Origin of the sequence: Salipiger mucosus DSM 16094 (genome assembly GCF_000442255.1) — a bacterium.
Classification (GTDB): Bacteria; Pseudomonadota; Alphaproteobacteria; order Rhodobacterales; family Rhodobacteraceae; genus Salipiger; species Salipiger mucosus.
This window is the reverse complement of record NZ_KE557273.1, coordinates 1,059,572-1,081,647: the sequence shown is the minus strand read 5'-3', so window position 1 is coordinate 1,081,647 and position 22,076 is coordinate 1,059,572. Positions and strand designations below refer to the sequence as shown.

Genomic DNA, 22,076 nt, shown 5'->3' with positions numbered 1-22,076 from the left:
TCCTACCCCGTGAAGGGGTTGGCGTAGAGCAGCAGCAGCGCGAGCACGAGGCAGTAGATCGCCATCGTCTCGATCATCGCGAGGCCCACGAAGAGCGTGCGCGACAGCGTGCCCGCCGCCTCGGGCTGTCGGGCGATCGCCTCCATCGCGGCGGCGATGGCGCGGCCCTCGCTGAAGGCGGGCATGACGGCCCCGAAGGACACGGCCACCACCGCGCCCCCGATGCTCACGATTTCGATCAGGTTGTTCATGTCACTCCTTTCTCACGCCTCGACGGCTCCGACCGCGGCGACGATGTAGACGGTTGCGAGAACCGTGAAGATGTAGGCCTGTATGAGCCCGATGAGGATGCCGAGCAGCAGGAAGGGGATCGGCACCAGCAGGCCGGCCAGCAGCACCACGATGGCGATGACGAACTCGTGGCTCATCATGTTGCCGAAGAGCCGGATCATCAGCGAGAAGGTCCGGGTGAGTTCGGACAGCACGTTGAGCGGCAGCAGCATCGGGTTGGGCTCGAGGTAGTGCTTCAGATAGCGCCCCGCCCCCCGCGCACGCACCCCGTAGACATGCACCGAGAGGAACACGATCAGCGCGAGCGCCGCCGGCGTCTCGATATGGCCGGTGGGCGGCGCGGCACCGGGCACCACGGCCGTGAGGTTCGCGCAAACGAGGAACAGGAACAGCGAGCCCAGCAGCGGCACGAAGGGCCAGGGATCGCGGCCGACGACCTGCCGAAGCTGCTCGGCGATGGCGGTCACGACGATCTCGAGCCCGGCCTGCAGCCCCGGCGCGTTCAGGCGGAAGGCGGCCAGCAGGAAGGCGGTCATCGCCGCCATGATCGCCCAGGTGGTGACCACCGCCCGGCTGATCGGCACCGGCCCGATCGCGAAAAGGATGTCGGGGGCGAGCGGGCTAGTGTCCATCGGTCGGCGCTCCGGTCCGGCGGATGGCGAGGCTGCGCGCGAGCAGGAAGCCCAGCAGAACCGCCAGCAGCGGCCCCGCCCCCTGCGTGGCGGCGGCCCAAAGCAGCAGCACGGCGAGCACCATCCGCAGCACGAGCCAGAGCACGGCACGCGCCGACGGGCCCGGCGCGGTGATCGCCGCCACGCTACGGGCGACGAGCCGGAGGTAGACGCCCCCGAGGACGATCCCGGCCGCCAGCCAGGCGGCGAGTTCGAGGAGCGGCGGCAGGGTCATTTCTCGTTCATCCTCTTCCAGGCAAGGAAAAATCCGGCACAGGCGCCCAGGAAGGTCAGCCCGCCGCTGAAGGTCACGCCCGTGCCCGCCAGCGCGTCCAGCCAGCGGCCCAGGAACACCCCCGCCAGCGTCGGCACCACGATGAGCCAGCCGAGCGCGCCCACCATCGAGAGGGTCTTCCAGAGCGGGCGCTCGCCCTCCTCGCGCCAGGCGGCGCGGCGGCGCTCACGCAGGCGCACGGCGTCGCGCATGGCCTCGCGGTCCTTGTGGTCGGGGTCGCTCATCGCCCGGCCTCCCCGGTGCCGCGCCGGTCCAGCATCGGCGGCTCCGAGCCCGCGCTGGCGCGTCCCGAGCGCAGGACGCGCTCGACCTGGCGCATGGTCGCCAGGTGCAGACGGGTGTCGGACAGGCGGGCCACATCCTCGGTCTCGTCCGCGCGCTCCAACTCGGCCAGCGCGCGGTCGCCCAACGTGGCCAGCTGGGCCTCGGTATAGGCATCGCGCGCGGCGATCTCGACGAGGTCCCCTCCGTGCACCGTCAGCACCCCGGCCCGCACGAGCGCAAAGCCCTCCGACCCCTCGGCGTCGAGCCAGTTGACCACCGAGACCGGCAACAGCGTCAGGAAATCCGCATGCCCCGGCGCGATGCCAAAGGCGCCGGTGCGGTCCTCGGCCCGGATCCGGCGGACGCCGTCGATGTCCACGACGCGGGACGTGGGCGTGGAGACGACCAGCCTCATCAGCCCGGCGCCCCCTCGCGCTGGCGCTTGCGGGCCTGCTCCAGCGTGCCCACCATGTAGAGCGCGCTTTCCTCCCAATCGTCTGTCTCGCCGCCCAGGATCGCCTCGCAGCCCTTGAGCGTGTCCTCGATCGAGACCGAGGCCCCCTCGCGCCCGGTGAACTGCGCGGTGACGGCGAAGGGCTGGGTCAGGAAACGGATCAGCCGCCGCGCGCGGCCCACGGCCTGGCGGTCCGCGGCGCCCAGCTCCTCGATCCCCAGAAGCGCGATGATTTCCTGCAATTCCCGGTACTTCTCGATGATCCGCCGCACCGCTTCCGCGGTCTCGTAGTGGCGGGGCCCACCACGGAAGGGTCGTTGAGGCTGGAGCTGGACGCGAGCGGGTCGACCGCCGGGTAGAGGCCGTCGCTGGCCATGTCGCGGCTGAGCACGATGGAGCTGTCGAGGTGGGTGAAGGTCTCGGCGACCGCCGGGTCGGTGAAGTCGTCGGCGGGCACGTAGACCGCCTGGATCGAGGTCACCGCCGCCCCCCGGACCGAGGCGATGCGTTCCTCGAGCTCGGCGATCTCGGTGCCCAGCGTCGGCTGGTAGCCCACCCGCGAGGGCAGCCGACCGAGGAGGCCCGAGACCTCGGAGCCCGCCTGGACGAAGCGGAAGACGTTGTCGATGAGCAGCAGGACGTCGCGTTGCATCGCGTCGCGGAAGTGTTCGGCCACGGTGAGCGCGCTCAGCGCGACGCGCCAGCGGGCACCGGGCGGCTCGTTCATCTGACCGAAAACAAGCACCGTGCGGTCGAGCACCCCCGAGCGGCCGAGATCGCGCCAGAGCTCGTGCCCCTCGCGCGAGCGCTCGCCGACCCCGGCAAAGACCGAGGTGCCGGCGTAGCGGTCGGCGATGGTGCGGATCAGCTCCATGATGAGCACAGTCTTGCCCACGCCCGCGCCGCCGAACATCGCCGCCTTGCCGCCGTGAGCGAGCGGCGCCAGAAGGTCTATGACCTTGATACCGCTCTGGAAAACCTGCGTGTTCGGCGCCTGCTCGGAGAGCGCCGGGGGCCTGCGGTGGATCCTGTCGCGCGGCACGCCCGGGGGCAGCGGCGGCCCCCGGTCGATGGGCGTGCCCACAACGTTCAGCATCCGCCCGAGCACCGCGTCGCCCACCGGAACCGTGATCGGCGCGCCCGTGTCCGCGACCTCGGTCCCGCAGGCGAGCCCGGCGGTTTCCTGAATCGCAACGCAGCGCGCGGTGCACGGGTTGACGTGCTGCTGCACTTCGAGAACGAGGGCCTCGGGGCGGTCCCAGAGGACCTCGAGGGCGGTGTTGATCTCGGGGAGCGCGCCCGGAGGGAAGCGCACGTCCACGACCGAGCCCGAGACGGCGGAAACCACCGCGCGGCCGGAGGGGGACGGGCGTGATCCCTCCTTTGAAAACAACGGCTTGGAACGGGCGGGCAAGGCGTTCACCTCTTGGGGAAACGCCGCCAGAATGGCGCATCGCGCGGCGCGGGACATTGACTTGCGTCAAGCCGGGCGCATGGCCTCGACACCCGGGGCGGGATGTCACAGCATGCGGCTCATGTACCGGTCGTACGGGGTTTCCGTACGGCCACCTGTGACACGTACGGCCCAACCGTACAGGAGCCCGGCATGACGCGACCCACCCCCTTCTTCGACGGCCACAACGACTTTCTGCTGCGGCTCATGAAGGCCGCCGCCCCGCGCGAGGAGACCTGGCTGGAGCAGTCGGCCGGGCACCTCGACCTGCCGCGGATGAAAGAGGCGGGCTTTGCCGGGGGGCTCTTCGCGATCTTCGTGCCGCCCGCCTCCGACGGGCCGCCGCCGGACTTCCGCACCCTCATGGCCGAGCCGCCCTACGCGCTGCCGCTGCCGCCCGCCCTGCCCCACGGCGCGGCGCAGCCGGTGGCGCTGGAGATGGCGGGGCTGCTGCACTGGATGGCACGGGCGGCGCCGGAGGACTTCCGCCTCTGCCGCTCGGTGCCCGAAATCCGCGCGGCGATGGCGGACGAGGCCATCGCGGGCGTCATGCACATGGAGGGGGCCGAGGCCATCGCCCCGGACCTCGACGCGCTGTATCTCTTTCACGAGATGGGGCTGCGCTCGCTCGGGCCGGTCTGGAGCCGGCCGACCGCCTTCGGCCACGGGGTGCCCATGGCCTACCCCGGCGATCCCGACACCGGGCCGGGGCTGACGCCCGCGGGGCGCGACCTCGTGCGGCTCTGCAACGAGCTGGGGATCATGATCGACCTGTCGCACATGACGGGGGCAGGCTTCGAGGAGGTGGCGGCGCTCTCGGACGCGCCGCTGGTGGCGAGCCACTCGAACGCGCATGCGATCTGCCCCTCGCCGCGCAACCTGACCGACCGGCAGCTGCACATGATCCGCGAACGCGGCGGCATGGTGGGGCTGAACTTCGCCACCTTCTACCTGAACCCCGAGGGCACGGCCGACCCGGGCACCTCCTGGGAGGTGATGCTGCGCCACCTCGACTACCTGCTCGAGCACGCGGGCGAGGCCCACGTCGGGCTGGGCTCGGACTTCGACGGCTGCGTGCTGCCCGAGCGCATCGGCGACGTCACCGGCGTCCCGCGCCTGCTGGAGGCCATGGCGGCGCATGGCTACGACGCGGCGCTGATCGCCAGGCTGGCGCGGGAGAACTGGTTGGGGTGTTTGGAGAGGGTTTGGAGGTAGGGGGGGGGAGCCAAGTCAATATCTAGCAGACATTGATTTTGCGACGAGCACAGGCAACCGCCTGGTCAAGCCACCAAAACCTTCAGACCGAGGAAGACATACTCTTTATCATTCCAACTTGACCGAGATGTAATTGTATAATGTGGTGCAGAAGTGTATCGAGTGAGGAGCATACAATCGCGATGCAACGTATCATTGACTTAGACGCTGAGGCCGCGCGAGCGTATCTGATACGCCCCGAATGCTACTTTCGATCTGACTTCCCTTCATACATTAGCTTTGCGCAGATATTACAGGATGTTGACAACGTCTTGGGCGACCGAGCCTACACTGCCCTTCAAAAGCCCACACCTGAGCGCGCATCAGACCTCTCTGGGGTCAACTACGAGATAATAAGCACGAAAGACGGCCGTTTCGGGTGGCGAACTTTCGAACTGATCCATCCAGCAATTTATGTAACACTTCTAAATGCGCTTTGCGACCCTGACAACTGGAAACTTCTTCAGAACCGCTTCACTTCGTTGCATTCAAATACTGTTGAATGCACTAGCCATCTGATTGTTCCGCAAGACGGGGATGGACACGATGAAACTCAAATATTGAATTGGTGGCTTCGACACGAGCAACGCTCACTCGAATTATCTCTAGAGTACACGCACGTCCTCAAAACCGACGTGACTAATTGTTACGGCTCCCTTTATACGCACAGCATTCCTTGGGCCCTACACGGCTTCGAAGAGAGCAAGGCCGATCATTCTGACAAACTGATTGGAAATACAATTGATCGCCATATTCGAAATGGCCGCCACGGCCAAACGAACGGCATTACGCAGGGCTCTGTCCTAATGGACCTGATTGCAGAGCTCGTTCTAGCGTATGTAGACCACGAAATTTCACAACGACTCGGACATGAAAACGACTTCCACATCTTGAGATATCGCGATGACTACAGCGTATTCACTCAGAGCGACCGCCGTGCAGCCGAAATTGTTCGTGTAATCAGTGACTGCCTTCGTAGAGTCGGCATGCAACTCGGTGCCGCAAAGACCTCAGAGAACACCAACATTGTTGAAGCGACCATAAAACCAGAAAAGCTTGCGGGCATTCAACTTGAGAATATGGATATTACGCAGGCGAAGACCGTTCAAAAGCAACTCCTGCGCCTCCACGCGTTCGCACGGCGCCACCCGAATTCGGGAGCACTAAATAGACTTTCCGACTCTGCATTTCAGAGAATTTCGAAATTGGCAGAAACCCCGAAGGACTTGAGAGTGCAAGTTGCTATTGTTTGCGACATCGCCGTAATATCTCCTCGTACATTCCCTGCACTATCCGGAATTATTGCCAAGTTGATATCTCTGGCGTCAACGGCAGAGCAATCGGACCTGTGGAGCAAGGTTCAGAAAAAGATGCAGCGAGTGCCACACAATGGTCAACAAGAGATCTGGCTACAACGAGTGACAAGAGCTAAGGGTGTTGGGCTCAACTTCGATAGTACGGAACCGATTTGCCAGATTGTAGCAGGCGAATCCACTCAACTTTGGAATAACGATTGGATAACCGACCCGGCTCTTATTTCGGCACTTGATGTTAGAAAGATCGTCGTCGGCAGCCCGGAGGATCTTGAGGCAGTTCCGGATCCAGCCGAGCTCTCGCTTTTCCGGAAGTACGCGGAATTCTCTTGACGCCACATAGAGCGTATTTGCGCAAAGCCGGCCGTGCATTGAGAATGCTTCGGACGCCAGTACTAGTGTCCATAAACTGGCTCCACTCGGACATAGCTGCCAACTCCGCGCCGTCCACGCTCAATGTAGCAACCTAAGTCGCCGACGTGTGCCCCCCCTACTTCCCATTCTCCACCGCATGCCGGATGCGGTGGATGACCAGCCAGACCAGTGCCACCACGGGCAGGGTCACCAGCGCCGTCATCATGCCCTTGGAGATGCCCAGCATCCCCGCCAGCGGGTAGAGCAGGTAGCCCGCCAGCGAGACCGCGTAGTAGCTGATCGCCACCACGGACAGGCCCTCGACCGTCTTCTGCAGGCGCAGCTGCATGTCCGCGCGGCGGTCCATGCTCTCGAGCAGGTCCTGGTTCTGGGCCGAGCGCTTGACCTCGACCCGGGTGCGCAGCAGGTCGCCCGCGCGCATGGCGCGCTGGGACATGGCCTCGAGCCGGCGCTCGACGCTCTTGACGGTGCGCATGGCCGGGTCGAAGCGGCGGGTCATGAACTCGCGGAAGGTCTGGCGGCCCTGGAAGCGCTCCTCGCGCATGACCGCGACGCGCTGCGCCACCAGCGCCTCGTAGGCGCCCGTCGCGCCGAGGCGGAAGGCCACCTGGGCGGAGAGCGTCTCGAGCTCGGAGGAGACGCGCAGGAGGGCCTGCAGGGTCTCCTCCTCCGGGGCGTCGCCGTGGGTCATGACGGTCATGAGGCGGGTCAGTTCCTCGTCGATCTCGGTCATGCGGGGGCCGATGCCGCGCACGCGGGTGAAGCCGAGCATCGACATGGTCTTGTAGGTCTCGATCTCGCAGATGCGCTGGACGACGCGGCCGACGCGGCGCTCGCCCACGTCGGCGCGGGGGAAGACGGCGAAGCGCTGGTGGCCGGCCGGGTCGATGCGGAAGTCGCCGGCGACGATCAGCGCATCGTCGAGCATGCGGCTGACGGCGATGCTGTCGGGCACGAGCCAGTCGTCGAGCATGGGGTTGATCGTCTCGTCGTCCTCGGGGCGCTCGCAGATGCGGATCATGGCCGAGGTGACGCGGACGCCGGGGGCGCGGGCGAGCCAGTCCTCGGGGAAGACCTCGAAGTCGGCGGGATCGAAGGGGCGTTCGCCCAGGCCGCGGAGGAAGACGGTGTAGGTGACGAACTCGGTGTGGCTTTCCCACTTGAGCTCGTGCTGGCCGATGCGGCCCGAGAAATGCGTGGCGCCGGGCGTGGGGGTGCTGGGCGCCGTGGCGGTCGAGCAGGTCCACGAGATGCGCCAGATCGGCGCCGCGGTCGCGCGAGGCGGCGTCCTGCGCGCGCTTCACCGCGAGGAAGACCGCCCGCGCGGGGGCCTGCAGCGACGGGAAGGGACGCGCGTGCAGCTCGTTGGCGAGCTCGTAGCGCAGGGGGTGGTCCTCGATGGGCGGCATGTGGGGGCTCCGGTCGTTCGGGTTGCGACCCTACAGCGCCCGGCCCGCAAGTAAAGAAAAAATGCACGCGGTTTCAATGCGTTAGGGGGATACAACGGTATACCGCGCGGCATTGCGTGGGATATCAGCGGCTTGCGCCCCTAGGTGCGGCGGTAACGCGACACCATGACGTAGTCCTTGCGCGGGCCGCGCACCTGCCAGCGGGCCTGCCACTCGGGCCAGCGGGTGAAATCGTAGCTGGCGTCGTACTGGTCGGGATCGCACCAGTGCGCGGCCTCGCCGCCCCCGGGGGGGACGGCGTGGAAGAAGCGGCCGTCGTCGAAGAAGACCGAGAGGTCGGCGGCCCAGCGGTAGCGCCGCTCGGCGGCGAAGCGGCCCTGCGGCAGGATCAGCTCGCCGGTCTCGACGTAGAGCGCGCCGGTGTCCTCGGGCTGCCAGCTTGCGCGGCCCTCGAAGCGCGCGGAGGTGCCGTCGGCGTGGGCGATGTCACGCGAGAGCTGCCAGTCGCCGAGGAAGTCGTAGAGCTGCCGCACGGACGCGCCGGCTCAGGCGGTGTCGGTGCGGATGGCGCGGGCGAAGCCCTGCACGAACTCCTCGAGCCGCACGCGGGTGTCGGCGTCGGTGAGGTTGCCCTCGTCGTCGAAGAGCTTCTTCGCGCGGGAGACCATCATGCGGCCCTCGAACCAGGGCCGGGTGCCGAGGGTGCGCAGCACCGGCAGCCAGTGGTTCTGGGCGAGGATCGTGCCGAAGCCCGTGGGCGAGGCGCCCAGCAGCGCGACCGGCTTGCCCTGGAAGAGCTTGGCGCCCTCGCCCGAGGCCATCCAGTCGATGGCGTTCTTGAAGACGCCCGGGATGCCGTTGTTGTACTCCGGCGTCACCAACAGCAGCCCGTCGGCCGCCTGCAGCGCCTCGCGCAGGGCGAGGACGGCCTCGGGCGTGCCCTCGGCCTCGAGGTCGGCGTCGTAGAGCGGGACGCCCTGGATGCCGCGGGGGTCGATGGTGGTGCCCTCGGGGGCGTGTTCGACCGCCGCGCGCAGCAGGCCCGCGTTGAACGAGCCGCGCCGCAGGCTGCCCGAGATGCCGAGGATCGTGGTCATGGTCTGCTCTCTCCTGTCGAGGGTTTGCGGGTCAGGTAGGTGCGCGCGCGGGTCCGTCCACGGGCGGCTCGCGGCGCGTCACCGACCGTTCGAGCGCCGGGTAGCGCAGGGCCAGCGTCAGGCCGCGCGCGGCGAAGCTGACGTAGAGCGCGAGCCAGAGCCCGCGGTTGCCGAGGGGCTCCAGCAGGAGCCAGAGCGCGGCGAGGTAGAGGCCGGTCGCGACGATCATCATGTTGCGCATGTCCGCCGAGCGGGTGGCGCCGACGAAGATGCCGTCGAACATCACCAGAAGCAGCAGCATGGGCGGGGCGAAGACCATCCACGGCAGGTAGTCGCGGGCGGCCTGCCGGACGCCCTCGTCCTTGGCCATGATGTCGATGACCGCGGGCCCCAGCAGCGCGAAGCCCGCCATCATCAGCAGCGCCGTCGCCGCGCCCCAGAGGCTGGTCAGCACGGCGGCGCGGCGCAGCCGCGTGACCGAGCCCGCGCCGAAGGCCCGGCCCACCAGCGACTCGGCCGCGAAGGCGAAGCCGTCGAGGGCGAAGCCGGTGATGTGGAGGAACTGCAGCAGCACCTGGTTGGCCGCGAGCGTGGTGTCGCCGAAGCGGCCGCCCACCAGCAGGAAGGAGACGAAGATCACCTGCAGCAGGGCCGAGCGGATCATGATGTCGGTGTTGACGACCGCCATGCGTTTCAGCCTCACGCGGTCGAAGACGCGCGGCCAGTCGCGCCACTCGGGCCGGGCGAAGGCCGCGCGGCAGATCCAGAGCCCGGCGGCGAGGCCGGACCACTCGGCGAGGAAGGTGGCGATGGCGACGCCGTTGACGCCCCAGCCGAGACCCAGCACGAAGACGAGGTCGAGCCCGACGTTGAGCCCGTTCATCCAGAGCTGGAGGGCGAAGACCGAGCGGGTGCGCTCCTGCGCGATGAGCCAGCCGGTGATGCCGAAGACGGCGATGGCGGCGGGGGCCGACCAGACGCGGATGGCCATGTAATCGCGCGCGAGCGCCTCGACCTCGGCGCTGGCGGGCGAGAGCGCGAAGGCCCCGGCGAAGAGCGGCCCCTGCAGCGCGATCATCGCGAGCCCGCCCGGCCAGGCCCATCATCAGCGCGCGGGTGAGCAGCGCCGTGACCTCGGCCCCGTCCCCTGCCCCCTGGGCCTGCGCGGTGAGCCCGGTGGTGCCCATGCGAAGGAAGCCGAAGATCCAGTAGACCGCCGAGAGCACGACGGCGCCGATGCCCACGGCCGCGATGGGCTCGGGCGCGGGGATCTGGCCGACGACGCCGGTGTCGACCGCGCCCAACAGCGGCACGGTGACGTTGGCGAGCAGGATCGGCACGGCGATCTTCAGCACGCGCGCGCTGGTGATGGGTTTCGGCGCGGTCTCGGAGGTCATCGCGGGTGGCTCACGCCTCGCGCAGGGGCATCAGGAAATGCGCATGCGCCTGCGCGATGGGGCGGGTGCGGTTGTCCTGCCAGGCCTCGGCGCGCACGCTGGCATAGCGCCGCCCCGAGCGGGTGACGATGGCGCGCGCGTAGGCGTCGCGCGGCAGGCCCGAGCGCAGGTAGTCGATGGTGAAGTCGATGGTCTTGGGCACCCGCGGCAATTGCCCGCGTTCGAGATCGTCGAGCGATAGCGCGCCCGACTCGACCTCTTCCCAGAGGCCGGTCCAGCTGAGCGTGACCACGGCGGTCAGCTCGAGAAAGGCCGCGGTGACGCCGCCGTGCAGCGCCGGCAGCATGGGGTTGCCGATGAGCTTGTCGTCGTAGGGCAGCACGCCGGTCAGCTCGTCGCCGCGCCGGTCGAAGCTGATCGCGAGATAGCCCGCGTAGGGGATGCGCTCGGTCAGGGCGCGGAGGGCCGCGTCGCGGCGCTGCTTGACGACCTGCACGGGTTCGGGACGGGCGCGGCTCATGTCTTGCGCTCCACGGTGAAGGTGCCGGTGGCGGTGGCGACGGGGGTCTCGGTGTCCTCGTCGTGGGCCACGGCGCGCACGAAGGCGACGGTGCGGGTCATGTGGTGGCACTCGGCCCGCGCGGTGACGGCCTGCCCCGGCGTCGCGCCGCGCAGGTAGTCGATGCGCAGGCTGAGCGTCGCGGTGCCGTCGGGCGCAGAGGGGTGCGCCATGGTCGCCGCCCCGCCGCAGGTGTCCATCAGCGTCGAGACCGCGCCGCCGTGCAGCACGCCGGTCTCGGGATCGCCCACGAAGCGGGTGTCGTAGGGCAGCCGCATCGCGGCGACGCCGTCGCCGATCTCGACGATGTCCATGTTGAGCGCGGTGACATGCGGAATGCCCGCGATGAACCTGCGCGCGATCGCCAGCTTGTCGTCGCTCATGGAGCACTCCTGCGGTTGCCGGGCCTTTATGCGGCGGCAGGTCCCGGCCTGCAAGCAGCGGCGCAGGTTGCCCTCGCCCGGGGGGCGCATTATCTTTCGCGCGCCCGGGCCTACCTATTGGTGTCCCGGGCGATTGAGGATGACGCGCGTGCCCGCGCTGTGAAAGATGACCCGCGTGCCGCGCTGTGAAGAATGACGCGCGTGCCGCGCGATGAACGATGACCCGCGTGCCGCGCGATGGAGGCCCCGCGATGAGCGACAGCGACGCCCCGCGTCTGAGCTTCAAGGAGATGTGCGCCCGGTTCGACGTGACCCCGCGCACCCTGCGCTACTACGAGTACATCGAGCTGCTGGCGCCCGAGCGCCAGGGCCGCGCGCGCTACTACGGCCCGCGCGAGATCGCCCGGATGACGCTGATCCTGCGCGGGCGGCGCTTCGGCTTCCAGCTCGAGGACATCCGCCAGTGGCTGCAGATGTACGAGCGCGAGGGCACCGAGGCGCAGATGCGCGCCTGGATCGAGATGGCCGACCGCCAGCTCGATGAACTGGCCGAGCAGCGCCGCCAGCTCGACGCCGCGATGGACGAGCTGAAGGCGCTGCGCGACGAGACCGCCGCCACGTTGGCCGACTGAGCTTTCTCGAATCGCGCGGGGGCGAGGGCCCCTGCCCCCCGGCGCGGCGCCCCCTGCGGGCGCCCGGCGCCTGCCTGCGCGGGCATGGCGGCGCCGCGAAGGGGCCGACGCCGCGGAAGGTTCTTTGCCATTGCGTGCTTTACGCGAAAGGAAGTTACGTCAACTTCAAAGTGACGCGGCGTCCGAGTTCCGTGACCCGTTTTTTCCATTGTAACACGGCCCCGAAAAGCGCACCTCACCCGGCATCTTCCGTAACGTGAGGCTATTCGAGACCGCCATGAGCGACCAACGCATGATGACGATCCGCGAGATGTGCGACCTCTTCGAGGTCACCCCCCGCACACTGCGCTTCTACGAGCAGAAGGAGCTGCTCTTTCCGGCCCGCGAAGGCCAGAAGCGGCTCTTTTCCCGGCGCGACCGGGCCCGGTTGAAGCTGATCCTGCGCGGCAAGCGCTTCGGCTTCAGCCTCGAGGAGATCCGGCAACTGCTGGACCTCTACGACATGGGTGACGGGCAGCACACGCAGATCGCCCGCACCTACGAGATCGCGCAGCAGCGCCTGGAGGACCTGGTCCGCCAGCGCGACGAGCTGAACGCCGCGATCGACGACCTGAAGGAACAGCTCGCCTGGGGCGAGCGGATGCTGTCGCAGGGACAGCAGCGCAAGGCCGGCTGACAAGGCGGGCCACGGCTGACGAGGAGGAGAGCCAATGCCCGTCTACACGGCCCCCACGCAGGACATGCAGTTCCTGCTGCACGACGTTCTCGAGGTGAGCGGAACCGGGATCCCCGGCTACGAGGACCTCGACCGCGAGACCACCGGCGCGATCCTCGGCGAGGCGGCCAAGCTGGCCGAGGACGTGTTGGCGCCGCTCAACCCGGTGGGCGATGCGCAGGGCTGCCGGCTCGAGAACGGCGTCGTGCGCACGCCCGAGGGCTTCCGCGAGGCCTATGACCAGATGCGCGAGGGCGGCTGGCCCGGGCTCGACTGCGACCCGGAGTACGGCGGCCAGGGCCTGCCCTACCTGATCTCGACGGCGGTGGGCGAGATGTTCTCCTCGGCCAACATGGCCTTCAACATGTACCAGGGCCTGACCCACGGCGCCTACAACGCGATCCACGCCCACGGCTCGGACGAGCAGAAGGCCACCTACCTGCCGAAGATGGTGACCAACGAGTGGGGCGGCACCATGAACCTGACCGAGCCGCACTGCGGCACGGATCTCGGGCTCATCCGCACCAAGGCGGAGCCGCAGGACGACGGCACCTATGCCATCAGCGGGCAGAAGATCTGGATCTCGGCCGGCGAGCACGACATGGTCGAGAACATCGTCCACCTGGTGCTCGCCAAGATCCCCGGCGGCCCCGAGGGCGTGAAGGGCATCTCGCTCTTCATCGTGCCGAAGTTCCTGGTGAACGAGGACGGCAGCCCTGGCGCGCGGAACGCGGTCTCCTGCGGTGGGCTGGAGAGCAAGATGGGCATCCACGGCAACGCCACCTGCGTGATGAACTACGACGGTGCGACCGGCTTCCTCGTGGGCGAGGCGCACAAGGGCATGCGCGCCATGTTCACCATGATGAACGAGGCCCGCGTGGGCGTCGGCCTGCAGGGCTACGCGCAGGGCGCCGTCGCCTACCAGAACGCGCTGGCCTTCGCCAAGGACCGCGTGCAGGGCCGTTCCGTGACCGGGGTGAAGAACCCCGAGGGGCCGGCCGATCCGATCATCGTGCACCCCGACGTGCGGCGGAACCTGATGGATCAGAAGGCCTTCACCGAGGGCGCGCGCGCCTTCGTCTTCTGGGGCGCCTCGCTGATCGACCGGGCCCACCGCGCCGGGGACGCCCAGGCCGAGGGGCTGGTCTCGCTGCTGACGCCGGTCATCAAGGGCTTCCTGACCGACAAGGGCTTCGAGACGACCGTGCTGGCGCAGCAGACGCTGGGCGGCTCGGGCTTCACCCGCGAATGGGGGCTCGAGCAGTTCGTGCGCGACGCGCGGATCACCATGATCTACGAGGGCACCAACGGCATCCAGGCGCTGGACCTCGTGGGCCGCAAGCTCGCCACCGACGGCGGCAAGCACGTCATGGGCTTCTTCGAGATGGTCAAGGGCTTCATCGCCGAGCACAAGGGCCAGGACGAGGCCTTCGACGCCGACTTCCTCGAGCCGCTCAAGGCCGCCTCCAAGGACCTGCAGGCGGCGGGCACCTTCTTCATGCAGAAGGGCATGAAGGCGCCGGACGAGGCGCTCTCGGGGGCCTACGACTTCATGCACCTCTTCGGCCACACCTGCCTGGGACTGATGTGGGCGCGCATGGGGCTCGCGTCCCGCAAGGCGCTGGCCGAGGGCACCGGGAACGCCGCCTTCCACGAAACCAAGCTCGCCACCGGGCGCTACTACATGGCGCGGCAGCTGCCGGCCACGAAGACGCACCTGGCGCGGATCGAAAGCGGGGCGGCGCCGGTCATGGCGCTCGACGCCGAGGCGTTCTGAATGGCAGGGTGCGCGGGAGCAGACTGACGACCGGAGACCCGCCATGCCGAAACGCTTCCGCCTCACCCGCCGCTTCGCCGTCGCCATGACCGACGACGGCTACCGCGGGCTGAAACGCTTCTCGCAGGAGGCCGGGCTCGACGAGGGCGAGGCGCTGTCCTTCCTCTTCGAGCATTTCGACAGCGTGACGGACAGCGAAGCGCTGGCGACGCGGCTGCGGCTCTTCAACGCCGAGCTCGAGGCGCGCAAACGCTGAGGCCCGGCGCCAACCGCCGGCGGCGGTCCGGAGGAGAGGCCGGCAGGTGCGTATTTGGAACAAGAAGAAGAGCGGACCGCGTTTCGAACCCTCGAAGGCAGCGCGGGCAGCAATCGGTCCGCTCCCCTGTCGTCCACGCCGCCACCCGGCCCGACGCCCCTGCGGAACGCAGGCGGGGCGGCGGCGCTTCTCCTTGTGCGGTCATCGGCTCGCCAGCCTGTACCGCTCGCAAAACACACCACGAAGTGGTTAAGCATAGGTTAGCGGAAGCGCGGCCGCCCGTGCTTCTTCTTGTTCCAAATACGCAAAGCGCCCTCGGCGCGCGCGCAATGCCAGGAGATATGCCATGACCATCGACCTCTACTGCTTCGGAGAATCCGGCAATGCCTACAAGGCGGCCCTGCCGCTGGAGCTCTCGGGGCTCGACTGGCGGCCGGTGAAGGTGGACTTCTTCAACGGCGAGACGCGCACGCCGGAGTACCGCGCCGCGGTCAACGAGATGGGCGAGGTGCCGGTCATGGTCGACGGGGACACGCGGCTCACGCAGTCGGGCGTGATCCAGATGTACGTCACCGAGAAGAGCGGCAGGTTCGGCGGTGCCACGCCCGAGGAGGCGCGCGAGGTGATGCGCTGGGTGTTCTGGGACAACCACAAGCTCTCGAGCCAGGCCGGGATGACGCGGTTCCTGAACAACTTCCTGCCCGAGGAGAAGCGGCCGCAGGATGTCATCGCCTTCACGCAGGGCCGGCTCAAGGCCGCCTACCAGGTGCTCGACGCGCATCTCGCCGGGCGCGACTGGATCGTGGGCGACGGGCCGACCAACGCGGATTTCTCGTGCTGCGGCTATCTCTTCTACCCCGAGCCCTTCGGCTTCGAGCGGGCCGAGTGGCCGGAGATCGACCGCTGGCTTCGGGGCATCGAGGCCCTGCCCGGCTGGACGCACCCCTACGAGCTGATGCCCGGCTCCCCCGCGGACCGGGCCTGAGCGGGCCGGAGGGCCGCCGCGCGGCGCGCCGGCCGCGGCGGGGATCGCGACGCCACGTTTACGTAATCCTCCGCCACGTCACCCTTGCATCGGGGTCTCGCGCGGCCCCTTTTCAGGACTGACACGAGACGATGCGTGAAAGGGAGGGCCACATGACAGACGCCTATATCTACGACACCGTGCGCACGCCGCGCGGCAAGGGCCGCAAGGACGGCGCCTTGCAGGAGGTCACCAGCCTGCGGCTCTCGGCGCTGACGCTGAACGAACTGGCCGCGCGCAACGGGCTGGAGGGCCAGGCCGTGGAGGACGTGATCTGGGGCAACGCCACGCAGGTCGGCGAACAGGGCGGCTGCCTCGCGCGGTCGGCGGTGCTGGCCTCGGAGCTGGACGAGCGCATTCCGGGCCTGTCGATCAACCGCTTCTGCGCCTCGGGGCTGGAGGCGGTGAACCTCGCCGCCAACCAGGTGCGGGGCGGCGCGGGCGATGGCTATATCGCCGGCGGGGTCGAGATGATGGGCCGCGTGGCCATGGGCAGCGACGGGGCGGCCATCGCCGTGGACCCGAGCCTCGCGATGGAGAGCTACTTTGTCCCGCAAGGGATCTCGGCCGACATCATCGCCACCGAGTACGGCTTTTCGCGCGACGACGCCGATGCCTTTGCCGTCGAGAGCCAGAAGCGCGCGGCGGCGGCCTGGCAGGAGGGCCGCTTTGCCAAGTCGCTCTTCACGGTGCGGGACCGGAACGGGCTGCCGATCCTCGACCGCGACGAGCACATGCGCCCCGAGACCGACATGCAGAGCCTCGGCAGCCTCAAGCCCAGCTTCAAGGAGATGGGCGAGGTCATGCCCGGGTTCGACCAGGTGGCGCTGATGAAATACCCGCATCTCGAGCGGATCGAGCACGTGCACCATGCCGGCAACAGCTCGGGGATCGTGGACGGCGCGGCGGCGGTGCTGGTGGGCTCGAAGGCCTTCGGCGAGGCGCATGGGCTGAAGCCGCGGGCGCGCATTCGCGGCTCGGCCCGCGTGGGCACCGATCCGACGATCATGCTCACGGGGCCGGTGCCGGTGACCGAACGGGTGCTGGCGCAGACCGGCATGGAGATCGGCGACATCGACCTCTTCGAGGTGAACGAGGCCTTCTCGGCCGTGGTGCTGCGCTTCATGCAGGCCTTCGGCGTGGATCACGGCCGGGTCAACGTGAACGGCGGGGCCATCGCGCTGGGGCACCCGCTGGGGGCGACCGGGGCGATCATCCTGGGCACCCTGCTGGACGAGATGGAGCGCACCGACCGCGAGACCGGGCTTGCGACGCTCTGCGTCGCCTCGGGCATGGGCGCGGCCACGATCATCGAACGCGTGTGAGGGGAGCAGACGCCATGACAGATTTCACCATGACCACCGACGCCGAGGGTGTCGCGCTCATCACCTGGGACACGCCGGGCAAGTCCATGAACGTCATGAGCGAGGCCGGCTTCGGCGAGCTCGACGCGCTGATCGACAAGGCGCTGGCCGACGCGGAGGTCAAGGGCGTGGTCATCACCAGCGGCAAGCAGGGCAGCTTTGCCGGGGGGATGGACCTCAACTTGATCGCCAGGATGCGCGACGCGGGCGGCGACGACCCGGCGCAGGGCATCTTCGACGGGATCATGTCGATCCACGGCATCCTGCGGAAGATCGAGCGCGCCGGGATGGACGAGAAGAACAAGGGCGGCAAGCCGATCGCGGCCGCCCTGCCCGGCACCGCGCTGGGGATCGGGCTCGAGATCCCGCTGGCCTGTCACCGGATCTTTGCCGCCGACAATCCCAAGGCCAAGATCGGCCTGCCGGAGATCATGGTCGGTATCTTCCCGGGTGCGGGCGGCACCACGCGGGTCTCGCGCAAGCTGGGGGCCATGGCGGCCTCGCCCTTCCTGATGGAGGGCAAGCTGAGCGATCCGAAGAAGGCGAAAAGCGCCGGCCTGATCGACGAGGTGGTCGAGGACCCGGTCGCCGCCGCGAAGGCCTGGGTGCTGGAGGCGAAGGACGCCGACATCGTGAAGCCCTGGGACGCGAAGGGCTGGAAGATGCCCGGCGGCGCACCCTACCACCCGGCGGGCTTCATGACCTTCATGGGCGCCTCGGCCATGGTCAACGGCAAGACCAAGGGGGTCTACCCCGCCGCCAAGGCCATGCTGAGCGCGGTCTACGAGGGGGCCATGGTGCCCTTCGACACGGCGCTGAAGATCGAGGCGCGGTGGTTCACCAACGTGCTGCTGAACCCCTCGTCCAGCGCGATGATCCGCTCGCTCTTCGTGAACAAGGAGGCGCTCGAGAAGGGCGCGAACCGGCCCGAGGCCCCGGACCAGCGCGTGCGCAAGATGGGCGTGCTGGGCGCGGGCATGATGGGCGCCGGCATCACGCTGGTCGCGGCGCAGGCCGGGATCGAGGTGGTGCTGCTCGACCAGTCGAAGGAGGCCGCCGACAAGGGCAAGGCGCATACCGCCGATTACATGGACAAGGGCATCGCCCGGAAGAAGGCCACGCCCGAGAGCAAGGACGCCACGCTAGCGCGGATCACCGCGACGGACGACCACGCGCAGCTCGAGGGGTGCGATCTGATCGTCGAGGCGGTCTTCGAGGACCCGGGCGTGAAGGCCGAGGTGACGAAGAAGGTGCTCGCGGTGGTGCCCGAGGACTGCATCTTCGCGACCAACACCTCGACCCTGCCGATCACCGATCTGGCCAAGGCGACGGACAAGCCCGAGCAGTTCATCGGCATCCACTTCTTCTCGCCGGTCGAGAAGATGATGCTGGTCGAGATCATCAAGGGCCGCGAGACCGGCGACCGGGCGGTCGCCAAGGCGCTGGATTTCGTGCGCCAGATCCGCAAGACGCCCATCGTGGTGAACGACGCGCGCTTCTTCTACGCCAACCGCTGCATCATCCCCTACATCAACGAGGGGATCCGCATGGTGGCCGAGGGCGTCGAGCCCGCGCTGATCGAGAATGCCGCCAAGCTGGTGGGCATGCCGCTGGGGCCGCTGCAGCTGGTGGACGAGACCTCGATCGACCTCGGGGTGAAGATCGCCAAGGCGACCCGGGCGGCGATGGGCGACGCCTATCCCGACGAGGCGGTCGACGAGGTGCTGTTCTGGATGGCCGAGAACGGCCGGCTGGGCCGCAAGGCCGGCGCGGGATTCTACGCCTACGACGAGAAGGGCAAGCGCACCGGCCTCTGGGACGGGCTGGCGAAGCAGTATCCCGTGGCCGAGGCGCAGCCCGAGCTGCTGGAGGTGCAGCACCGGCTGCTCTTCGCGCAGGTGCTCGAGGCGGTGCGGGCGCTGGAGGAGGGCGTGCTGGAAGACATCCGCGAGGGCGACGTTGGCGCGATCCTGGGCTGGGGTTTCGCGCCCTGGTCCGGCGGACCCTTCTCGTGGCTCGACATGCTGGGCGCGCCTTATGCCGCCGAGCGCTGCGATGCGCTGACCGAGGCCCACGGGGCGCGGTTCACATGTCCGCAACTTCTGCGTGATATGGCTGGCGGGAACCGGACCTTCTACGGTCGCGACGGGGCCGTCGCCGCCTGATCCGGGCGCGTTTTCGCAGCCTGCGCGCCCCGGAGGCGGGGCGCGCAGTGTGTGATCGGCTGCGGGGGTCCTGTCGCGCTGCGGCGTGGCGCGGCCTTGCCAGATCGCCCGGCGCGGCTCATCTTTGCAGAGGAAAGGAGACGGCCCGACCATGACCCGTTACCAGCTACAGCACAGCCTCAAGGAGCATATCGCCGACGGCGTTCTGCACGTGCTTGGCGTGGCGGCGGCCATCGCGGGCGTCACGGGCCTGATCGTCTGGGCCGCGCTGACCGCGCCCGGCACGCATATATGGCCGCTGGCGATCTACTCGGTGGGGCTGGTCGCGAGCTTTTCCTTCTCGGCGGCCTACAACCTGACCCTGCACGCGCCGACGCGGGCGATCCTGCGGCGCTTCGACCACGCGGCGATCTACCTGCTGATCGCGGGCACCTACACGCCGATGGCGCTGATCGGCATCGGCGGGACCGCCGGCTGGGCGCTGACGCTCGCGGCCTGGGGCCTCGCGGGCATCGGCATGGTCATGAAGCTGGGGTTCATCCACCGCTGGGAGGGCTTCGGCTTTGCCCTCTACCTCGCACAGGGGTGGCTGGGGGTGATCGCGATCTGGCCGCTGATCCAGTCGCTGCCGCTCTCGGCGCTCATCCTGATCGTCGTGGGCGGTCTGGTCTATACCGCCGGGACGATCTTCTACCACGTCGAGCGCATCCCGTTCTCCCGCGCGATCTGGCACTTCCATGTGCTGGCGGGGGCCGCGGTGCACTATGCCGCGGTCATCCTGATCGCCGCCGCGCGCTGAGGCGCGGCGGCGTCATTTCGCATCACACGAAGGCCTGGAGCCCGGTCTGCGCGCGGCCGAGGATCAGCGCGTGCACGTCGTGGGTGCCCTCGTAGGTGTTGACCGTCTCGAGGTTGGCGGCGTGGCGCATGACGCCGTATTCGACCTGGATGCCGTTGCCGCCGTGCATGTCGCGCGCCATGCGCGCCACGTCGAGCGCCTTGCCGCAGTTGTTGCGCTTGATGAGCGAGATCATCTCGGGCGCGGCGCTGGCCGCGTCCATGAGCCGGCCCACGCGCAGCGCGGCCTGGGTGCCCAGCGCGATCTCGGTCTGCATGTCGGCGAGCTTCTTCTGGAAGAGCTGCGTCTGTGCCAGCGGCTTGCCGAACTGCTTGCGGTCGAGGCCGTACTGGCGCGCCTGCATCCAGCAGAACTCGGCCGCGCCCATGACGCCCCAGGCGATGCCGTAGCGGGCGCGGTTGAGACAGCCGAAGGGGCCCTTGAGACCCTCGACGCCGGGCAGCAGCGCGTCCTCGCCGACCTCGACGCCATCCATGACGATCTCGCCGGTGATCGAGGCGCGCAGGCTGAGCTTGCCGCCGATCTTGGGCGCCGAGAGGCCCTTCATGCCCTTTTCCAGCACGAAGCCGCGGATCTTGCCGTCATGCGCCTCGGACTTGGCCCAGACGACGAAGACGTCGGCCAGCGGGCTGTTCGAGATCCACATCTTGGAGCCGGTCAGGCGGTAGCCGCCGTCGATCTTCTGCGCGCGGGTCTTCATGCCGCCGGGGTCCGAGCCCGCGTCGGGCTCGGTCAGGCCGAAGCAGCCGATCCACTCGCCGCTGGCGAGCTTGGGCAGGTACTTCATGCGCTGCGCCTCGGAGCCGTAGGCGTAGATGGGATACATCACGAGGCTGGACTGCACCGACATCATCGAGCGGTAGCCCGAGTCGATGCGCTCGACCTCGCGGGCGACGAGACCGTAGCTCACGTAGCCCGCGCCGATGCCGCCGTACTGCTCGGGGACGGTGACGCCCAGCAGGCCCATCTCGCCCATCTCGGCGAAGATCGCCGGGTCGGTCTCTTCCTGCATGTAGGCGTTCTCGACACGGGGGGCGAGCTTGTCCTCGGCAAAGGCGCGCGCGGTGTCGCGGATCATGCGCTCGTCTTCCTCGAGCTGCAGGTCCATCAGGAAGGGATCGTCCCAGGAAAAGGAGGACAGATCGGGGCGGTCCTTGGGTTTCAGCGTCGGTTGGTCGTCCATGTCTTACCTCTGGTCCTGCGTTGCGCGCATGATAGGGCGGAGAACGGCGCGGGGGAAGCCGCAGGGGCCAGTTTTCGCCGGTGAGCGGAGAATGCCCGAAAAACCCGCACCCGATGCCTGGGCGGTCGGCAGAGCGCCGCCCAGGGCGGTTCGCGCTTGATCGGAGAGCCGATCTGCGCCTAGGACGGGACCAGCGGCAATGGCGCCGCCCCTCCCGACGACCGGGTCCACGAGCAAGGCTGCTTGGCCCCCGCGCGACATCCCGCGCGGTTCCCGAGCATTCGACCCGTTTTCGAGAGGATACACCCCATGAAAGCCCCCGCCCTTCGCCCTGCCCCGCTGTTCGGCCTGCTGGCCCGGCTCGTCTCGCAGGTGACGCCGCTGCGCCCGCGCGCCGTCGCGCGCCCCGCCGCGCGGGACCGCACGGGCGGTCACATCGCGCTGGTGGGCGCCGGACCCGGCGCGCGCGACCTGATGACGCTGCGCGCGGTGGACCGGCTGCGCGCGGCCGACGTGGTGTTCTACGACCGGCTGGTCGACCCGGCCGTGCTGGATTTCGCCCGCCCGGAGGCCGAGCGCGTCTACGTCGGCAAGACCGTCGGCAACTGCGCCTGGCCGCAGCCCGAGATCGACCGGCTGATCGTGCGCGAGGCGCGGCAGGGCCGGCGCGTGGTGCGGCTGAAATCGGGCGATCCGTCGATCTTCGGGCGCGCCGCCGAGGAACTGGAGGCCGCGCGCGCCGCCGGGATCGAGGCCGAGCTCGTGCCCGGCATCACCGCCGCCTCGGCCGCCGCCGCCACCACCGGCCGCCCCCTGACCGAGCGGGGCGAGACCGACACCTTCGTGATCTCGACCGGCACCTGCCGCCCCGGCGACGCGGCGCCCG

The 22,076-nt window shown here is 68.6% G+C and carries 21 protein-coding genes and 3 pseudogenes; 11 read left to right on the top strand and 13 right to left on the bottom strand.

Features of this window, described 5'->3' with window-relative positions:
• Positions 1-2: 2 nt before the first annotated feature.
• From SALMUC_RS05420 to atpD, 6 genes and pseudogenes are all read right to left on the bottom strand, one after another.
• The gene (locus SALMUC_RS05420) at positions 3-251 is read right to left on the bottom strand and encodes a F0F1 ATP synthase subunit C (protein ID WP_020041139.1); all 249 of its coding nucleotides are present in this window, start codon (positions 249-251) and stop codon (positions 3-5) included.
• Between the two features lie 12 nt (positions 252-263).
• On the bottom strand, positions 264-923 hold the full coding sequence (gene atpB, locus SALMUC_RS05415) for a F0F1 ATP synthase subunit A (RefSeq protein ID WP_020041140.1): 660 nt from the start codon (positions 921-923) through the stop codon (positions 264-266).
• The gene (locus tag SALMUC_RS05410; protein ID WP_020041141.1) at positions 913-1,197 is read right to left on the bottom strand and encodes an N-ATPase subunit AtpR; all 285 of its coding nucleotides are present in this window, start codon (positions 1,195-1,197) and stop codon (positions 913-915) included. Before SALMUC_RS05410 ends, atpB begins: the two co-directional genes overlap by 11 nt.
• A complete protein-coding gene (locus SALMUC_RS05405) occupies positions 1,194-1,481 on the bottom strand; it encodes an AtpZ/AtpI family protein (protein WP_020041142.1) in 288 nt (95 codons plus the stop codon). The genes SALMUC_RS05410 and SALMUC_RS05405 overlap by 4 nt, the downstream gene beginning before the upstream one ends.
• The gene (locus SALMUC_RS05400) at positions 1,478-1,936 is read right to left on the bottom strand and encodes a hypothetical protein (RefSeq protein ID WP_020041143.1); all 459 of its coding nucleotides are present in this window, start codon (positions 1,934-1,936) and stop codon (positions 1,478-1,480) included. Before SALMUC_RS05400 ends, SALMUC_RS05405 begins: the two co-directional genes overlap by 4 nt.
• A pseudogene (atpD, locus tag SALMUC_RS05395) lies at positions 1,936-3,323 on the bottom strand (F0F1 ATP synthase subunit beta). The gene SALMUC_RS05400 and the pseudogene atpD overlap by 1 nt, the downstream one beginning before the upstream one ends.
• A gap of 258 nt (positions 3,324-3,581) precedes the next feature.
• On the opposite strand from atpD, the gene SALMUC_RS05390 reads away from it, so the two are divergent.
• Complete coding sequence (locus tag SALMUC_RS05390) at positions 3,582-4,643, top strand: dipeptidase (protein WP_020041145.1); 1,062 nt, start codon at positions 3,582-3,584, stop codon at positions 4,641-4,643.
• A 182-nt stretch (positions 4,644-4,825) separates the two neighbouring features.
• Complete coding sequence (locus tag SALMUC_RS28700; RefSeq protein ID WP_084513898.1) at positions 4,826-6,328, top strand: RNA-directed DNA polymerase; 1,503 nt, start codon at positions 4,826-4,828, stop codon at positions 6,326-6,328.
• Positions 6,329-6,485: 157 nt separating this feature from the next.
• On the opposite strand, the pseudogene SALMUC_RS05385 reads toward SALMUC_RS28700, so the two are convergent.
• The 6 genes and pseudogenes from SALMUC_RS05385 to SALMUC_RS05360 form a co-directional block, all read right to left on the bottom strand.
• Positions 6,486-7,779: pseudogene (locus SALMUC_RS05385) on the bottom strand (DUF3422 family protein).
• Positions 7,780-7,919: 140 nt separating this feature from the next.
• The gene (locus SALMUC_RS05380) at positions 7,920-8,312 is read right to left on the bottom strand and encodes a DUF6314 family protein (RefSeq protein ID WP_020041147.1); all 393 of its coding nucleotides are present in this window, start codon (positions 8,310-8,312) and stop codon (positions 7,920-7,922) included.
• Positions 8,313-8,324: 12 nt separating this feature from the next.
• Entirely contained in the window at positions 8,325-8,876 is a 552-nt protein-coding gene (locus tag SALMUC_RS05375; RefSeq protein ID WP_020041148.1) for an NADPH-dependent FMN reductase, read from the bottom strand.
• 31 nt (positions 8,877-8,907) lie between these two features.
• A pseudogene (locus tag SALMUC_RS05370) lies at positions 8,908-10,273 on the bottom strand (MATE family efflux transporter).
• Between the two features lie 10 nt (positions 10,274-10,283).
• On the bottom strand, positions 10,284-10,793 hold the full coding sequence (locus tag SALMUC_RS05365) for a PaaI family thioesterase (protein WP_020041150.1): 510 nt from the start codon (positions 10,791-10,793) through the stop codon (positions 10,284-10,286).
• On the bottom strand, positions 10,790-11,215 hold the full coding sequence (locus SALMUC_RS05360) for a PaaI family thioesterase (RefSeq protein ID WP_020041151.1): 426 nt from the start codon (positions 11,213-11,215) through the stop codon (positions 10,790-10,792). The genes SALMUC_RS05365 and SALMUC_RS05360 overlap by 4 nt, the downstream gene beginning before the upstream one ends.
• A gap of 251 nt (positions 11,216-11,466) precedes the next feature.
• Between SALMUC_RS05360 and SALMUC_RS05355 the strand changes: the two genes are divergently transcribed.
• From SALMUC_RS05355 to trhA, 8 genes are all read left to right on the top strand, one after another.
• Positions 11,467-11,847 carry a MerR family transcriptional regulator gene (locus SALMUC_RS05355; RefSeq protein WP_020041152.1) on the top strand — a complete coding sequence of 127 codons (381 nt, stop codon included), beginning with the start codon at positions 11,467-11,469 and terminating at the stop codon, positions 11,845-11,847.
• A gap of 277 nt (positions 11,848-12,124) precedes the next feature.
• Entirely contained in the window at positions 12,125-12,523 is a 399-nt protein-coding gene (locus SALMUC_RS05350; RefSeq protein ID WP_198014485.1) for a MerR family transcriptional regulator, read from the top strand.
• Between the two features lie 34 nt (positions 12,524-12,557).
• Positions 12,558-14,339: an acyl-CoA dehydrogenase C-terminal domain-containing protein gene (locus SALMUC_RS05345; RefSeq protein WP_020041154.1), complete on the top strand. Its 1,782-nt coding sequence runs from the start codon at positions 12,558-12,560 to the stop codon at positions 14,337-14,339.
• A 43-nt stretch (positions 14,340-14,382) separates the two neighbouring features.
• On the top strand, positions 14,383-14,595 hold the full coding sequence (locus SALMUC_RS05340; protein WP_020041155.1) for a hypothetical protein: 213 nt from the start codon (positions 14,383-14,385) through the stop codon (positions 14,593-14,595).
• A gap of 346 nt (positions 14,596-14,941) precedes the next feature.
• Positions 14,942-15,580 carry a glutathione S-transferase family protein gene (locus tag SALMUC_RS05335; RefSeq protein WP_020041156.1) on the top strand — a complete coding sequence of 213 codons (639 nt, stop codon included), beginning with the start codon at positions 14,942-14,944 and terminating at the stop codon, positions 15,578-15,580.
• A 152-nt stretch (positions 15,581-15,732) separates the two neighbouring features.
• Positions 15,733-16,944 carry an acetyl-CoA C-acetyltransferase gene (locus tag SALMUC_RS05330; RefSeq protein ID WP_020041157.1) on the top strand — a complete coding sequence of 404 codons (1,212 nt, stop codon included), beginning with the start codon at positions 15,733-15,735 and terminating at the stop codon, positions 16,942-16,944.
• A 14-nt stretch (positions 16,945-16,958) separates the two neighbouring features.
• Positions 16,959-19,148, top strand: coding sequence for a 3-hydroxyacyl-CoA dehydrogenase NAD-binding domain-containing protein (locus tag SALMUC_RS05325; protein WP_021119859.1), 2,190 nt, complete (start codon positions 16,959-16,961; stop codon positions 19,146-19,148).
• A gap of 151 nt (positions 19,149-19,299) precedes the next feature.
• Positions 19,300-19,947, top strand: a complete 648-nt coding sequence (trhA, locus tag SALMUC_RS05320) for a PAQR family membrane homeostasis protein TrhA (protein WP_020041159.1) — start codon at positions 19,300-19,302, stop codon at positions 19,945-19,947.
• A 22-nt stretch (positions 19,948-19,969) separates the two neighbouring features.
• Here the strand turns inward: trhA and SALMUC_RS05315 are convergent, their stop codons facing one another.
• The gene (locus tag SALMUC_RS05315; protein ID WP_020041160.1) at positions 19,970-21,190 is read right to left on the bottom strand and encodes an acyl-CoA dehydrogenase; all 1,221 of its coding nucleotides are present in this window, start codon (positions 21,188-21,190) and stop codon (positions 19,970-19,972) included.
• Between the two features lie 309 nt (positions 21,191-21,499).
• Here SALMUC_RS05315 and cobA point away from each other — a divergent pair.
• A partial coding sequence (cobA, locus tag SALMUC_RS05310) for a uroporphyrinogen-III C-methyltransferase (protein WP_084513897.1) occupies positions 21,500-22,076 on the top strand: 577 nt, incomplete at its 3' end.

Coding starts and splice junctions, on each gene's coding strand:
- SALMUC_RS05420 (WP_020041139.1), bottom strand. CDS start 251: ATGAACAACCTGATCGAAATCGTGAGCATCGGGGGCGCGGTGGTGGCC.
- atpB (WP_020041140.1), bottom strand. CDS start 923: ATGGACACTAGCCCGCTCGCCCCCGACATCCTTTTCGCGATCGGGCCG.
- SALMUC_RS05410 (WP_020041141.1), bottom strand. CDS start 1,197: ATGACCCTGCCGCCGCTCCTCGAACTCGCCGCCTGGCTGGCGGCCGGG.
- SALMUC_RS05405 (WP_020041142.1), bottom strand. CDS start 1,481: ATGAGCGACCCCGACCACAAGGACCGCGAGGCCATGCGCGACGCCGTG.
- SALMUC_RS05400 (WP_020041143.1), bottom strand. CDS start 1,936: ATGAGGCTGGTCGTCTCCACGCCCACGTCCCGCGTCGTGGACATCGAC.
- SALMUC_RS05390 (WP_020041145.1), top strand. CDS start 3,582: ATGACGCGACCCACCCCCTTCTTCGACGGCCACAACGACTTTCTGCTG.
- SALMUC_RS28700 (WP_084513898.1), top strand. CDS start 4,826: ATGCAACGTATCATTGACTTAGACGCTGAGGCCGCGCGAGCGTATCTG.
- SALMUC_RS05375 (WP_020041148.1), bottom strand. CDS start 8,876: ATGACCACGATCCTCGGCATCTCGGGCAGCCTGCGGCGCGGCTCGTTC.
- SALMUC_RS05365 (WP_020041150.1), bottom strand. CDS start 10,793: ATGAGCCGCGCCCGTCCCGAACCCGTGCAGGTCGTCAAGCAGCGCCGC.
- SALMUC_RS05360 (WP_020041151.1), bottom strand. CDS start 11,215: ATGAGCGACGACAAGCTGGCGATCGCGCGCAGGTTCATCGCGGGCATT.
- SALMUC_RS05355 (WP_020041152.1), top strand. CDS start 11,467: ATGAGCGACAGCGACGCCCCGCGTCTGAGCTTCAAGGAGATGTGCGCC.
- SALMUC_RS05350 (WP_198014485.1), top strand. CDS start 12,125: ATGAGCGACCAACGCATGATGACGATCCGCGAGATGTGCGACCTCTTC.
- SALMUC_RS05345 (WP_020041154.1), top strand. CDS start 12,558: ATGCCCGTCTACACGGCCCCCACGCAGGACATGCAGTTCCTGCTGCAC.
- SALMUC_RS05340 (WP_020041155.1), top strand. CDS start 14,383: ATGCCGAAACGCTTCCGCCTCACCCGCCGCTTCGCCGTCGCCATGACC.
- SALMUC_RS05335 (WP_020041156.1), top strand. CDS start 14,942: ATGACCATCGACCTCTACTGCTTCGGAGAATCCGGCAATGCCTACAAG.
- SALMUC_RS05330 (WP_020041157.1), top strand. CDS start 15,733: ATGACAGACGCCTATATCTACGACACCGTGCGCACGCCGCGCGGCAAG.
- SALMUC_RS05325 (WP_021119859.1), top strand. CDS start 16,959: ATGACAGATTTCACCATGACCACCGACGCCGAGGGTGTCGCGCTCATC.
- trhA (WP_020041159.1), top strand. CDS start 19,300: ATGACCCGTTACCAGCTACAGCACAGCCTCAAGGAGCATATCGCCGAC.
- SALMUC_RS05315 (WP_020041160.1), bottom strand. CDS start 21,190: ATGGACGACCAACCGACGCTGAAACCCAAGGACCGCCCCGATCTGTCC.